This is a genomic window from Acinetobacter sp. R933-2, assembly GCF_030325485.1.
Lineage (GTDB): Bacteria > Pseudomonadota > Gammaproteobacteria > Pseudomonadales > Moraxellaceae > Acinetobacter > Acinetobacter sichuanensis.
This window is the reverse complement of record NZ_JACAIJ010000001.1, coordinates 294,918-309,553: the sequence shown is the minus strand read 5'-3', so window position 1 is coordinate 309,553 and position 14,636 is coordinate 294,918. Positions and strand designations below refer to the sequence as shown.

At 35.2% G+C, this 14,636-nt stretch carries 16 protein-coding genes; 10 read left to right on the top strand and 6 right to left on the bottom strand.

The genetic code is table 11. The annotated features are described in order from the left end of the window. Positions 1–312 precede the first annotated feature (312 nt). From HX005_RS01545 to HX005_RS01530, 4 genes are all read left to right on the top strand, one after another. A complete protein-coding gene (locus HX005_RS01545; RefSeq protein ID WP_286376061.1) occupies positions 313–768 on the top strand; it encodes a pilin in 456 nt (151 codons plus the stop codon). Between the two features lie 74 nt (positions 769–842). Then, a complete protein-coding gene (locus HX005_RS01540; protein WP_286376060.1) occupies positions 843–1,289 on the top strand; it encodes a pilin in 447 nt (148 codons plus the stop codon). A 20-nt stretch (positions 1,290–1,309) separates the two neighbouring features. Beyond that, positions 1,310–2,050: a TfpX/TfpZ family type IV pilin accessory protein gene (tfpZ, locus tag HX005_RS01535; protein ID WP_286376059.1), complete on the top strand. Its 741-nt coding sequence runs from the start codon at positions 1,310–1,312 to the stop codon at positions 2,048–2,050. Between the two features lie 68 nt (positions 2,051–2,118). Next, positions 2,119–3,759, top strand: a complete 1,641-nt coding sequence (locus HX005_RS01530; protein WP_286376058.1) for a PglL family O-oligosaccharyltransferase — start codon at positions 2,119–2,121, stop codon at positions 3,757–3,759. A gap of 51 nt (positions 3,760–3,810) precedes the next feature. Here HX005_RS01530 and bfr read toward each other — a convergent pair whose 3' ends face one another. The 6 genes from bfr to gmk form a co-directional block, all read right to left on the bottom strand. Continuing rightward, on the bottom strand, positions 3,811–4,275 hold the full coding sequence (gene bfr / locus HX005_RS01525; RefSeq protein WP_286376057.1) for a heteropolymeric bacterioferritin subunit Bfr: 465 nt from the start codon (positions 4,273–4,275) through the stop codon (positions 3,811–3,813). Between the two features lie 289 nt (positions 4,276–4,564). Further along, a complete protein-coding gene (locus HX005_RS01520; RefSeq protein WP_107007131.1) occupies positions 4,565–4,759 on the bottom strand; it encodes a bacterioferritin-associated ferredoxin in 195 nt (64 codons plus the stop codon). 171 nt (positions 4,760–4,930) lie between these two features. Then, positions 4,931–5,314, bottom strand: coding sequence for a deaminase RidA (ridA, locus tag HX005_RS01515; protein WP_107007130.1), 384 nt, complete (start codon positions 5,312–5,314; stop codon positions 4,931–4,933). Between the two features lie 76 nt (positions 5,315–5,390). After that, positions 5,391–7,493, bottom strand: coding sequence for a RelA/SpoT family protein (locus HX005_RS01510; RefSeq protein WP_286376056.1), 2,103 nt, complete (start codon positions 7,491–7,493; stop codon positions 5,391–5,393). Positions 7,494–7,693: 200 nt separating this feature from the next. Continuing rightward, positions 7,694–7,975: a DNA-directed RNA polymerase subunit omega gene (gene rpoZ / locus HX005_RS01505; RefSeq protein WP_107007128.1), complete on the bottom strand. Its 282-nt coding sequence runs from the start codon at positions 7,973–7,975 to the stop codon at positions 7,694–7,696. A 72-nt stretch (positions 7,976–8,047) separates the two neighbouring features. Then, positions 8,048–8,683, bottom strand: a complete 636-nt coding sequence (gene gmk / locus HX005_RS01500; protein WP_286376055.1) for a guanylate kinase — start codon at positions 8,681–8,683, stop codon at positions 8,048–8,050. Between the two features lie 122 nt (positions 8,684–8,805). On the opposite strand from gmk, the gene ispH reads away from it, so the two are divergent. The 6 genes from ispH (at position 8,806) to HX005_RS01470 (ending at position 14,563) form a co-directional block, all read left to right on the top strand. Further along, positions 8,806–9,756 carry a 4-hydroxy-3-methylbut-2-enyl diphosphate reductase gene (gene ispH / locus HX005_RS01495; protein ID WP_107007126.1) on the top strand — a complete coding sequence of 317 codons (951 nt, stop codon included), beginning with the start codon at positions 8,806–8,808 and terminating at the stop codon, positions 9,754–9,756. 133 nt (positions 9,757–9,889) lie between these two features. Further along, positions 9,890–10,330 (top strand): pilus assembly FimT family protein, encoded by a 441-nt coding sequence (locus HX005_RS01490; protein ID WP_286376054.1) that lies wholly within the window; start codon positions 9,890–9,892, stop codon positions 10,328–10,330. Next, positions 10,330–10,869 carry a type IV pilus modification protein PilV gene (pilV, locus tag HX005_RS01485; protein WP_171405075.1) on the top strand — a complete coding sequence of 180 codons (540 nt, stop codon included), beginning with the start codon at positions 10,330–10,332 and terminating at the stop codon, positions 10,867–10,869. Before HX005_RS01490 ends, pilV begins: the two co-directional genes overlap by 1 nt. After that, a complete protein-coding gene (locus HX005_RS01480; protein ID WP_107007123.1) occupies positions 10,870–11,829 on the top strand; it encodes a prepilin-type N-terminal cleavage/methylation domain-containing protein in 960 nt (319 codons plus the stop codon). It begins immediately after the preceding gene. Further along, the gene (locus HX005_RS01475) at positions 11,829–12,638 is read left to right on the top strand and encodes a PilX N-terminal domain-containing pilus assembly protein (protein WP_286376053.1); all 810 of its coding nucleotides are present in this window, start codon (positions 11,829–11,831) and stop codon (positions 12,636–12,638) included. The genes HX005_RS01480 and HX005_RS01475 overlap by 1 nt, the downstream gene beginning before the upstream one ends. A gap of 53 nt (positions 12,639–12,691) precedes the next feature. Beyond that, positions 12,692–14,563: a hypothetical protein gene (locus tag HX005_RS01470; protein ID WP_286376052.1), complete on the top strand. Its 1,872-nt coding sequence runs from the start codon at positions 12,692–12,694 to the stop codon at positions 14,561–14,563. Positions 14,564–14,636 lie beyond the last annotated feature (73 nt).

Genomic DNA, 14,636 nt, shown 5'->3' with positions numbered 1-14,636 from the left:
AATCAACACCGATTAGAAACATTTTGATTCTAGACATTGTGTAGTTTTTTACAAGGCTTATTTTATTTTATGTTTTCTTATAAGTTTTTATGTAAAAAAGTGACACTTTTTGTCATTTTTTATTTTATGGGGTTAACTAGCCAATGCATGATATCAAAAGTTGGTTATCACCTCGATAGACATATAATATTTTTGTAATATGGACATAATCATTAAAATTGGCATATTAATTAGTGTCTATATGGACAAAAGGTATAAAACTAAAAAAACCAATAATTCAAATGTTTGAGTTGTGTCCATTTCAAGTGACTTATGGAATGTATCGAGTTAATGATCGTTGTTGCGATTATCGGTATTCTTGCTGCAATTGCACTTCCTGCATACCAAGATTATACAGCACGTGCCCAAGCATCAGAAGGTTTTAAAGCGACTTCAGGTTTGCAAGCTGATATCGGTACGTTTATTGCTGATCAAAGTCGTTATCCTTTACCAGCAGATCCTGTTGGTGTATCTGCTACTCTATTGGATGGTAAATATTTTGCACCAGGTGGCGTTGTGTTAACTGGGGGGGATGCTGTAGGTACAACAACACCAACGGCTCCTTCAGTGATTCAAATTACATTTGATGCAGGCACAAATGCTGGTAAAGCTATGATATTAACTCCTACTGTTATTGCTGCTACAGGTCAAGTTTCTGGATGGACTTGTGCACCTCTTGCTGGTGCGTCAGGCATTGAGACTAAACGTTTACCTACTAGCTGTCAGTAATACCTAGTTGTTAGAAAAAAGAGAGACTTTATGTCTCTCTTTTTAATTAAATTGATCAATGAAATGAGGTAACCATGAAACAAAATAAAGGGTTTACATTAATTGAATTGATGATTGTAGTAGCGATTATAGGTGTATTAGCTGCATTGGCTTTACCTTTGTATAAAACTTATATGGATAGATCTAAAGTTACAGAGGGATTTATTGTTACAGAAACACTTAGAAGTGAAATCGCTATTTGGGTATCAGATAGAAAAGAATATCCTCAAGTTGTAGATGTATCGAGTAGTGGTATTATTGGGCGATTAGCTCAATCGATTGAAGGAAAGTATATTCAAGATAATACTATTACTGTGGCTGCAAACACAGGTATTATCACTATTTTGTATGATACTGGTGATCTAAGTGGTAGAACATTAATTTTAACTCCAACTTTAAATGTGTCACGAAACGATCAAGTAATTCAATGGTCATGTTCTGGCACAGTGGGAACAAAAAATTTGCCTAATGCTTGCAGATAAGATACTAGGGATTAAGATTCATGGGTTTATCTTTTCGAATAAAATTATTTTTTGGTCATTTATGTGTTTCAATAATATTGGCATTAGTTTGTTTTATACTTGTATATATTTTTTGGCATCCGTTTCCATTAGCAAAAGCTATTGGTGTGACACATATTTTTATAATGATGTTGTGTATAGATACTGTTTTAGGTCCATTATTAACCTTAATTGTTGCTAAAAAAGGGAAAAAAACACTTAAGTTTGATTTAGTTATTATTTTCATCTTACAAATTAGTGCCTTAGTTTATGGAGTGTATAATATTTCGATTAGTCGCCCTGTATATATTGTATTTGATACTTTTCGCTTTGATTTAGTGCAGGCAAATAATATACCAAAAAAATTATTAACCTCTGCGGATCAGCCTTTTAATACATTACCTTTATTTACTCAAAATTGGGTAGCAGTGCAAAGTGCTAGTTCAGAAAAAGAAAAATCAGATCGAACATTTTGGGAGTTAGAACAGGGTGTGGCTCCAAGTATGATGCCTAACTTATATGTCCCCCTTTCTAAGTATATGTCTCAAGTTAAATCTAAATCATTGGATTTATCCTTACTTAATGAGTTCAATGCAAAAGAAGATGTAAATGCTATAATAAAAAAATACCCTCAAGCGGATAGTTGGGTTCCACTGAAAGCCAACGCAGTTGATATGGTGGTATTAATTAATAAAGAAAAAGGTGAAGTGGTTAAAATTGTTGACCTTCGTCCTTGGAAGTAGCAGAACACCTAAAGATTAATGAAAGACTGAGTGTATAATTCACTCAGTTTTTTTTTGCGCATTTTTCAATGAAAGCAATTTTACCTATACTCTCCGCATTTTTTTTAGCATTGGCATATCTCTTGCCATTTCATAAACTTCCATGGACAACTTTTGGTAGTGAAGTTCTGGCTTTTTTATCAGGCATTATACTGTTATGTATGTTTGTGAAAAAAGATTTAAAAATTCCAAAACCACAGCTTTTAGCACTTCCTATTCTATTGATTCCAATGATTCAATATGGTTTTGGGCAGATTCTTTATTTTAGTAATGCTTTGTTATGTACAGCATATCTGTTGATGTTCTGGCTGATGGTTGTGGTAGGTTATAACTTATCATTAGAAAAAGCGCATCGAGAAAAAACCTTTACAGCGATAAGTATTGTGATTTTGATTGTGGCTTTGCTTTCAAGTGTGATTGCGATTTTCCAATGGCTCGGGATAAATTCATACTTTGCACCATTCATGAATTTTCTAAAAGGAAATCGTCCTTATGCTAACTTTGCCCAACCCAATAACTTAGCGACTTTTTTAACAATGGGTGTTTTCGCCTGTTTATATTTTTATGAAAAACGCTTGATCTCGAATTTTGTTCTTGTACCTTCAAGCTTGGTTCTACTTTTTACAATTGCCTTGACTCAATCACGTACTTCTTGGGTTGTATGTATATTTGTTTTAATTTATTTAGCGATCAAACAATTTAATAAACCAAAAAGATTTAATTTTGTAAAATTATTAATGTGGGTTGGTATTTTTGTCGCTGCGATTGGTTGTTTGCCTTATTTAAATCATTTAATGAATGAAATTTCAACACAAGGCGTTGTAGATACTGCAACTGTTGTGGAGCGAGCTTCTTCAGGTTATAAGCGCTTAGATATGTGGTCGCAAGCTTGGGTAGCCATTCAACAACAGCCATGGTTTGGTTATGGTTGGAATCAAACAGGTATGGCACAAATTGCAGCTTTTGATTTAAGACCAAATTGGGAATGGTATAAGACTGCACATAATGTCATTTTGGATTTATTAATCTGGACTGGTATTCCAATTGGTGGGTTGATTGTTTTATATGTCGCAGGTTGGTTATATTGGTTAAATAAAGGCATTAAAGAATCTATTTCTTTGGTTGCAACTTTAATGGTTTGTGCAATTTTAATTCATGCATTTTTAGAATATCCAATTCATTATGCATATTTTTTATTACCTATGGGGCTCTTGCTTGGTATTATTCAGGCACAATATTCTTATTTACCAAGTAAAAATTTAAAACCAGCAGTTACATTGAGTTTAGTGCTGATCGGCATTGTTTTATGTGCGGTGGTGTATCGAGATTATCAGCTATATCGCCAACAAAGTGTGTTTGTAAATATCAAAAAACCATTAACAGCCACACAGCAAGACGTAATGAATCAACAGATTTGGTTATTATCACAATTTAAAGAACGTATTTGGTGGATTGGATTAAATCCATTTATTAAGTTGTCTGATGAGCAGTTACAGTATATTGATCGTATGGTGGCAAATTTAGCTTCTAAATATGATTTATTTAAATATGCTCAAGTTTTAGCTTTTAATGGCAAGCAGGCAGAAGCAGAACATCAGCTTTGGATCTTAGGTGAATTACACCGAGAGAAACATGATTATCAGGATTTACTCCCTAAATCTGAGAAATAACAATAAAAAAATCCCTTTACATCGATAAAGGGATTTTTATTTAAGTCTTGGTTAGAGCTGGCTTTGAATATAATTTTCAATACCAACACCATCTGTTAAATCAATTTGTGTGGTTAACCAATCCCAATATTCTTCTTCTTTTTCTAGAATTTCTTGGGTAAGATCACGTGTTACATAATCTAGATGCTGTTCAGCAAGCGCAACGGTTTTTTGTAAAGCCTCAATATTTTCTTTCACTTTACGAACATCACAATTGAGTACTTCTAGCGTATGTTGCCCAATATATAATTTACCTAAATGTTGTAAATTTGGTAAGCCTTCTAAAAATAAGATACGTTCAATGATTTTATCGGCATGCTTCATTTGGCGAATAGATTCTTTATATTCTGCTGAACCTAATTGCTCAATACCCCAATCATTAAACATACGTGAGTGTAAAAAATATTGATTAATTGCTGTTAAGTGATGATAAAGCACTTGGTTAAGTTGATTAATAACGTCACGATTGCCTTTCATGGTGAATGCTCCATTTAAAACGTGTGCCTTAAATTATTTCAAGGCAATCCATAATTTATATTAATCAAATTTATCAAAAGTTTCGAGGGCTTTATTGAACGGCAAATGAAAATCGCAATCAAAATCATGAGAAAAGATCATTTCATCTTAAGCAATATTTTTTGCTGAACAGCGATCTTTAAAAATAAGATTATTATATAAAAGAAACCCGCCTTGAGTCGAAGCGGGAGAGGAAGATGATCTGTTAGGATCATAGAGTATTATTGTTATCTGGTGTGAGTTTAAGATGCTAAGCAGCAACAGAAAGACGTGCTGCAATTAAAGCTAGTTCTTCATTAATGATACTTTTTGCTTCAGGGGCACAACGTCCGCAACATGTACCCAAGTCGAGTAAGTCACGAATTTCACGATAGCTTTCAGCGCCATCAGCCATGGCATCTTTAATATCTTGATCTGTAATACCACGACACAAGCAAACGTACATGAGAATGAACCACAGTGTTAAATGCGATAATAGATATTATTGATAATTGTTATCGTTTGTCAATGGAATTTATTTAAATAGCTAAAAATTATTTATCGTATTTTTGGATAAAAAAACACCACCTGATCGGTGGTATTTTATAATTAAAATAAATATTGAATAAATATAATATTATTGGTTTATTACAACAATACCATCCATTTCAACTAAAGCCGATTTTGGTAAACTAGCAACACCTAAAGCTGCACGAGCAGGATAAGGTTGAGCAAAATATTCACCCATAATTTGGTTTACAAGTTGGAAGTGAGATAAATCAGTTAAGAAAATATTCAGTTTTACGATATCTGCTAGAGAACCACCCGCTGCTTCACATACAGCTTTTAAGTTGTCAAAAACACGACGAATTTGAGCTTCAATGCCTTCGACCAATTCCATACTATACGGATCTAAACCAATTTGACCCGAAAGATATAGCGTATTTCCAACTAAAATTGCTTGAGAATAAGTACCAATTGCGGCTGGGGCATTTTCGGTATGAATCACTTGGCGGGACATCAATTTCTCCTATTTTTCAATTAGATTCATCATATCGGATGAATTGTATTCTCCAAAGACATATCGGTTTATCTGATTAACACGCTTTGGAAACAGGTGTTATTGCAATGGGCATAGCAAGACGTGTTACGCGAGGGAAACCAAAAAGCATGCGTAGCTCACGAATGATTTGTGCAATTTGTTTACGATCTTTCACCACAATATTGACAAAAGTTTTGTCATCACGGCTTTGTACAGACTCAACCCCTGTTTTTAATTTACGACATAAATAAATAAGTTCAGAAATCTGTTCATCATTGAGCACTAAATCAATACTTAAATATGCACTAAAGTTAATATCATCTTCAGTTTCTGAATTCCAATGCAAAGGCATAATATTTTCAGGATGCAAATGTTGTTCATGCAGTAAATTGTGACAACGTGCGCGATGCACAATTAAGCCACGACGTGAAATATGCCCTTGAATTGGGTCACCAAGAACAGGGTTGCAACAATGCGCATATTTTACATCAACGCCTTCGGTGCCTTGAATCAAACGTTGTGACGCATTATTTTCATCTTGGTCTTGCGCAAATAAATGGTTAGCAACCAATTGTGGCAGTAAATCACCAACAGCGATTTGTTCAAATAGTGCTTCTTTGGTGCTGACATGTCGCCATTGTAATAAATCAGCCCAATCAGACTCAGATAAATCTTTTACTGATAAATTAAATAATTTTAAAGCACGATTTAAGGCTTGTTGCCCAACTAAACGTTGTTCTTCAATATCTTGATCTTTTAAAATATTTTGAATCGCGCGGCGTGCTTTTTGTGTATTGATGAAGCTTAGCCAATCAGGATTTGGCGTTGCTAATACATCGGTAATTACTTCAATGACTTGACCACTTTGTAGGGGGGTGGAAAGTGGTTTGATTTCACCATTAATTTTAGCACCTACAGCATGATTACCTAAAAACAAACTTGCAGAATAGGCAAAGTCTACGGCTGTTGCTCCCTGAGGAAGTTCATGAAGTTGACCATGTGGTGTATAGACCCAAATTTTCTCTTGATGTAAATAATCTAACAGATCATTAAAAGTCGTTTTAGCACAGTCGCCATCCACTAAAATATTTAAATTTTTCATGGAGGCTTGAATGGCTGAGCGGCAGGCTTGAGGCGCATTTTCACCTAAGACTACGCCAAAGCGAGCAGCTTTACGCATTAACTCGGTTTGGATGGTTAAAGATAATGTGGTTTTTTCACCTTTGAGGCGAATCATTAAGGATTGATTTCCGCCAGGCAGTGGATAACGAATGTGATCTTCATAATGCAGAACTTGGAAATTTTCACGTAAAGCTTCAACTAAACGGTCACAGTCAGCAATCGTTTTTAAAATAATTTCGAAGGCATGGCTATGGGTAAGTTCTTGTAAATCAATTTCATTTTTTACAAAGTGACGCAGTAATTCAATATTGTTATTTTTCTTTTTAATACGACCTTCAATACTATAAGTATGTAATAAGTCTGCAAGATTTTGTTCCCAAACAGTCTGATATTGACATCGTTCAGGTTTGGTTGATAGCAAAGATTCTTGCACATCATTATACATATCTAAATCAAGATTTTGATAACACAGATGCTCAAGGTTATCTGCCATTTCATTCATACCCACTAAACGTGCCATAGGTACAAAAACATCAAAGGTTTCTTGAGCAATACGAGCACGTTTATCAGGGCGTAGAGAGCCCAAAGTTGTCATATTATGATAACGGTCAGCAAGCTTAATAATAATGACACGTGGGTCTTGTAGAGTCGCTTGTAGAATTTTTCGAAATGAAGCGGCTTTATTGTATTCTTTATCACTAGAATGGCTGAGTTTAGTTACTCCATCTACAAGCTCAGCCACAATACGACCAAATTTATCAGTGATATCGTCTTTACTAAAATCAGTATCTTCAATGACGTCATGCAATAAGGCAGCCATCAATGTTTCTGCATCCATTCGCATGTGCGCTAAGATACAGCTCACTGCAATAGGGTGCAAAATGTAGGGTTCACCACTTTTACGTGTTACGCCATCATGTGCAATATCTGCATAATCACATGCCGCAAGCACTTGCTCGACTTCGCTTGGTTTTAAGTAAGCGTCGATAATAATATTGAGCTGTCGCTTGGCTTGGCTGACCTCTTGGCCTGGCATAGAACACCTATTTTCCGAGTTACAAAATTAAAAAAGATTTCACTAATGCCCTAATGAAAAGCATATTGAATGAATTGTCAATTTTAAAATTAAAAAGTATCTATTTTTTTAACAAATATTTTGAATTTTGTCGATTGATTATCTAAATAAATTGCAATAAAAAAGCCTAGTAAATACTAGGCTTTTTAAGAAAGTTCAACTTATTGAAAAGAAAAACCGTCCAAGTTCAAATTGTTTACTGAAAGCGCAAGGTCAAGACTCGAAGTTTGGTAATCTTGATCACGTTGTTTCAAGATATCTTTGGTTACATGACCGACTGCAATTTCACGTAGTGCAACAACAGTTGGTTTATCATTGTCCCACTCTACAGTTGGTTCAATGCCTTGACGTGCCAATTGACGCGCGCGTTTGCTTGCCACTAGTACAAGCTCAAAGCGGTTGTCTACATGGTCTAAACAATCTTCAACGGTTACGCGTGCCATAAGAGTTCTCGTATGAATGTAAATTTTTAAATAGACTGTGCAGTATAAAATGCTTTAACTTTATACTCAAGTTTAATCATCGCTTCCTTTGTCTTGAGGCGTAATTAATTTTTGAATTAAAAGTTGATGTCTGTTTGCTTGTTGGCTGAGTTTTAAGCGATTTGCATTAATTACAGATTCTAAGTCATGCAATGCTTTATTAAAATCATCATTAATAATGATATAGTCAAAATTGACATATTGTTGCATGTCTTCAACAGCGCAACTTAAACGATGTTCAATCACTTCAACAGAATCTGTACCACGATTTGATAAGCGTTGGCGTAAATCAAATTGGGTCGGTGGTAAAATAAAAATTTGTTTAGATTCAGGGAAAAGTTTGCGAACTTGTTCAGCGCCTTGCCAATCAATTTCGAGTAAAACATCATGTCCTTTCGCTAATTGTTCTCTTACAGTACTTTGTGAAGTACCATAATAATTACCAAAAACCTCAGCAAATTCAATGAATCCACCTTGATTCACTTGTTCAAGAAAAAATTCTTTTGTGGTGAAATGATAGTGAACGCCTTCAAGTTCACCAACACGTTGACCACGTGTAGTATGAGAAACAGAAACATGTAAATTACTTACACGTTCTAGCAGGGCTTTAACGAGAGATGTTTTGCCTGTTCCTGATGCAGCAGAAACGACAAACAATAGACCCGACATGATATTTTTCCTGATATGATAAAATATCTTCTCTATTTTAGAGTAGAGTGCGAACAAACAAAATAGCTTTTATAGATTGTTTGTCATTTTCTAAATAAATTTAAGTGAGCCTTGAGGGTGTTATGAAAATTGTATTGGCTAATCCACGTGGTTTTTGTGCAGGCGTAGACCGTGCAATTGCAATCGTCAATCGCGCACTTGAGTGTTTTAATCCTCCCATTTATGTTCGTCATGAAGTGGTACATAATAAATTTGTAGTTGATGATTTACGTCAACGTGGTGCAATTTTTGTTGATGAGCTTGATGAAGTGCCTGATGATAATATTGTAATTTTCAGTGCGCATGGTGTTTCAAAGCAAGTCCAACAAGAAGCTGAACGTCGTGGCTTAAAAGTATTTGATGCCACTTGTCCTTTGGTTACCAAAGTTCATATTGAAGTGACGAAATATGCTCGTGAGGGCATCGAAGCCATTTTAATTGGTCATGAAGGTCATCCAGAAGTTGAAGGTACAATGGGGCAATATGACACTAAAAATGGTGGTCAAATTTATTTAGTTGAAGATGAAGAAGATGTTGATTCTTTAAAAATTAATGATATTGAAAAGGTTGCTTTTGTCACACAAACAACGTTGTCCATTGATGATACAGCGAAAGTTATTGATGCTTTGCGTCAGAAGTTTCCAAAGATTCAGGGACCGCGTAAAGACGATATTTGTTATGCAACTCAAAATCGTCAAGATGCTGTTCGAGATTTGGCAACGCAATGTGACATTGTTCTTGTTGTAGGGTCGCCAAACTCATCGAACTCTAATCGTTTACGTGAGTTAGCAGAACGTATGGGTAAACATGCGTATTTGGTTGACAATGCAGATGAGCTACAAAAAGAATGGTTTACGGATGTTGAAAAAATTGGTGTAACCGCAGGAGCATCTGCACCAGAGATTTTAATTAAACAAGTGATACAGCGTTTACAGGATTGGGGAGCAGAAGCACCACAAGAATTAGATGGACGTGAAGAAAATATAACTTTTAGCTTACCTAAAGAATTAAGGATACAAGTCACGCAAGCTTAAATATTTCTTAACATTTTATGCCGATAACTGTTAATCAGTTATCGGTTTTTTTATGCCTCTTATCTACTATGTATTGGTTTTGTATAAATTGTTAATAGAATATTAATAAATAGGTTTTGTTTTAGGAACCAAAATGAATAAAAAAAATAGGGGCTTCACACTGATTGAACTCATGGTGACGATTGCAGTTTTGGGAGTTATTGCCGCCATGGCAGCTCCGTCTTTTATCAATACCATTAACCAGCGACAACTAGATACTGCATTTAGGGAACTTTCTATCGCAATGATAAATGCAAGAAGTCAGGCAGTTAATATAAGACAAGAGGTGGAGTTAAACCTTAATTCTACTGCTGCGAATACAGAAACTGTGCTGAATTGGAGATCTAAGACAAGCAATGTCGTCCTAGAAAATGGGAGTGTAACGAATATTGTTTTTGAACCAATGGGAAACGTGAAAAGTTTTAATCAGACTACGATGGTTTTTTCTATTTGTCATTCAGATTTGGGGATTTCTAGGCGTTTACAACTGAGTCGTTTGGGAACGATTACTATACTTGCTGAGGGGACATGTTGATGAACTTACAAATACAAAAAGGGGCAGGGTTAATTGAAGTAATGGTCGCTTTATTTATTTTGGTTATTGCTGTTTTGGGTTTTGTCGCATTGCAAGTTAGAGCTATTGAAGCTTCTCAAGATTCAGTTTTTAAAACCCAAGCTGTACATTTCATGCAATCGTTATCAGAAAGTATTCGTGTAAACAATACAGCTAAAGCAAATTATGCAACTAATATAAATACTTATCTTTTGGCATCTTCAAAGCCAACAGCAACAATTAATTGTAATACTACAGTTTGTACGCCAGCACAGCTTGCAACTTTTGAATCTTATGCAATAGCTCGACAAGCGGCAATACAAGGTTTGAGTCTTGGTGTGGCAATTTGCCCAGGAATCTCTGCAAGTACACCTGTAGCAGATAAACGATTATGTATTTTTAGTGTTTGGAACAATACATCGCTGACTGGAACTGTAGCAAGCTTAAACGTAGCAAACTGTATGAGTAATACAGGTATATATGTTGCTTCTTCAAACTGTTTGATGATGGAGAGCTATTAAATGATAACTAAAAAACAAAAAGGTTTTACACTAATTGAGTTGATGATTGGTATTGCATTAGGTTTATTAATTGTAGCGGCTGGTTTAGCTATTTTTTTAAACAGTTTGAAAAACTCTCGCTTACAAGAAGGAGTTTCACAAGTTCAGGATGGGGGGATTTTTGGTTTAGATTATATAGCTAGTCAAGTGAGATTGGCTAATTATGGTAATGTTGAAAATCGCAGTTTAAATGACCAAACTCCAATGGGTGGAATTGTTCTGACAACAGGACTGCCAACTCAAACGAATATTAATTTAGCTATGGGAGATGCAAATGCTACGACTGCTTTTGCAAATACTATTGTAACGAGATCTAGTGGTTTAAGTAATGTAAATTTAGCCAGTGATCAGTTAACAATACAATTTATTGCACCAACAGATATGCAAAATTGCGTAGGCGAAAATGTTCAAAAAGGGGATCGAGTTGTACAAAGATATTTTTTACGTGCAGAAAATAATAAAACTAACCATGATACAAATATTACAAGCTTAGGTTTAGCATGTGTAGCAAATTCACCTTTAAATAATCCAAATTCAAATCCTAGGTTTTTAACACGATTTGCGCCGAATATTACTGGTGAAATTATTATTCCTAATGTTGATTATTTTGGTTTTTTATTAGGCGCACGTACAGGCAACAATTATCGTTATTATACAGTAGATGAATATACAGCAGCAGTGACTGCAGCAAGAAATGCAATTCCTGCTCAGGAAGTTCCTTCGATTGAAATGATTAAAATGGCTGTTTTAATTCGGTCACAAAATGAAGTTAGAACAGCACCTATTACATTATCTACATATGAAATTTTAGGAAGAACAGTCACTTTAAATACACCAGCTACAACAGGTGTAACGAATAAATTTGTACGCAATGTATATGTTACTACAATTGCTTTGCGTAATGCTTTGGGAGATAAATGATGAAAATTACCCAATCATTAGCACAACAAAAAGGTATGACACTTATTACAATTTTGATTATTTTACTTTTAGTCACAGGAATCGGTGCATTGGCAGTAAAGTATTCTGTAATGAATCTAAGAATAGCAAGTAATAGTCAAGTGCGTCAATTAATGACTCAGTCAGCAGATTTACCTTTATATATTATTCGTAATAAGTCACCTATAGAATTACGACGTTTAGATAATGTCGTTGGTTTAGTCATTAATAATAATTTACCAGATCGAGAATATGTATTTTGTTATCGCCCTCAATCACAGAAAAATTTTGCACCTATCAATAATGTTGCAGAGATTTCACCTTATAGCACTACAGGAACAGCAATCACGAGTGATGTTATGCGCTTAATATCAGGTACTAATAATACTTTTTGTGATTTAAATGCTGATTTTGGAAGTGCGCGAGCAGGTGTAGTAACTCAAGTAGCAGTATCATTAATTACTGATAGTGCTGGTAATACAGAAAAAGGTGAATATTTACCTGAAGGGACAGATTCAAGTGGGGCAGCTCATTTAGGGGCAAAACTTACAGGGAGTCAGCGTATAAGGGTTACTACAACCGCAATGTTACCTGCATATTCGACAGCCTCAATCAGCACGGTCCAAAGTGAATGTTTAAGTACATCAAAACCAAGATTAAATGACAATACTGAGCATCCAACATTAAGAACTTTAAAAGATTGTATATCAGATTATGGAATTCCTGTGGTCGCGCAAACGCAAGAATTTACATTAGCAAATACACTGATTGAAGAAGCTAAACCTGATTAAACCTAATTTTAATTCAACTTATTTTCTCAATAATCGTAAGATGGAGAATGAAAATGAAAAGAACATATTTAAGCCACTTATTAAAAGCGATGATGAGTAGTGGTATTTTATTTACAGCCCCGTCTTTACTGCAAGTACAAGCATCAGATTTACAGATTTACGCAGGTCCTGGTACAGCAGGGCAAAAAACATTAATCATGATGCTAGACCGTTCAGGAAGTATGGGGATGGTTGCTGATGATCTTAGTAATAATGCAATTGTTGCAGATTATCCTGATATTTTTACTTTTAATACATGTAGTGCTGTAGGCGGGGCGGGGAAAACTAAGTTTAGTACAGAAACAAAAACCGACCTAATTTTTCCTGATATCTCATATACACGTGTTTATTGTAAGAGGAATGGTGATCCAAAACTCTATGAGGATAGGATGACACGTTTAAAAAATGGGATGTTTGACTTATTAAGTAGTACAGATCCCAAATTAGAAAAAGTCTATATTGGTTTGGGATATTACTCTGCGGAAGATAGTGTATCAGGAATAATTAAGGTTCCAGCAAAAGAACTAGGGGCTATTAACTCAAGCCACCGTAAAGATTTGAAAAAAGCGATTGCTGCATTATCTGCAGGTTGGTCAACACCAACTTCACATGCTTATGCTGAGGCTGCTGCTTATTTGCTAGGTACAACAACGACAAATCCAGTCTACAATTTTGTAAATAAGCCCTTAATTGAAGCTTGGTATTCAGCATCAAATAATTCTTATTCTTCTTATAGGCTGTGTGACAAAGCTGAAGGTGAAACATGTCTAAGTAGTTGGGGAGCATTTGTATATCAGCCAGTACCTGCAGGATATACTTATTTAAAAGCATATAATGAGGGGGGGTGGAATAAAAGACTTTATCAAAAAAATCAAGGTACTAGTGATATTATTAGCGCTGCCACTGATTCTGGTTTTGCAAAGTCTATCAGTACGAGTAAAAATGCTGGACAGACTGTTTACAATAGTCCTTTACCAACAACAGCTGCGACGTGTGATGGGCAGGGAGTATATATTTTATCTGATGGGCAGCCGAATAATACAAACGATGCTCGTTCAAATGCAATTATGGCAAAAGCATTAAATCAAACGTCTTTTTCATGTGATGTATCTAATGGTTTAACAAATAGTCATTCGGGTAGTGGTTGGAAGTGTATGGGGGCTTTTGCACGTAGTTTATACGCAATAACTAATCCTAAACAGCGTCCAATACAGACAGCTTTTGTTGGCTTTGGTAAAGAGTTTGATGGGGCTATGTCAGCTACATTGACAACAGATACACGCAATGCTTGTCAGCTTGGTTCAGCCAAAGAGGGTGATAATTGTTCATATTATAATACAGATAAGACTGTAAAGCCTGATACAGTATTTCGAAATACTGAGGGTGGTTTTGGTAATGGTGGATTTTTCCAAGCAAAAGATGCAGTAGATGTTACAAATAGTGTTCTTGCTGCTTTAAATAATTTAGATACAGGAACAATCGAACCATTAACCACAGGTGCTTGGTCTGTACCTGTTGATGATTTAAATCCAACAGGTGTTACGTCACAGGGATATGTTCGAGCATTTCAACCAAGACCAGGTAGTACAGATGTATTGTGGGCAGGAAATTTAAAAAAATATGATATTGTGAATGGTGCTTTAGCTGAAGGAGCATCAGCGACTGCTTCATTAGTATTAGATAATAAAGGTAAGTTTAATACAGGGATTAATGATCTTTGGGGTACTGCAGGTGCTGATGAAGGTGGAAGTGTATATAAAGGTGGTGCGTATAAAAACATTCCAATGCCGATAGTTGGTGCACCAAATAAAATACGTAATCTTTACACCAATTTTAAATTAGATAGTGATAATAACTTAACGCCTCAATTATCTAAAGGGGGCTAATTTACTGCGTTTACCAGAAGTGGAAAACTCTACTTTAGCAACCACAATAACTAGTTTAAATGAAAATGCAGTA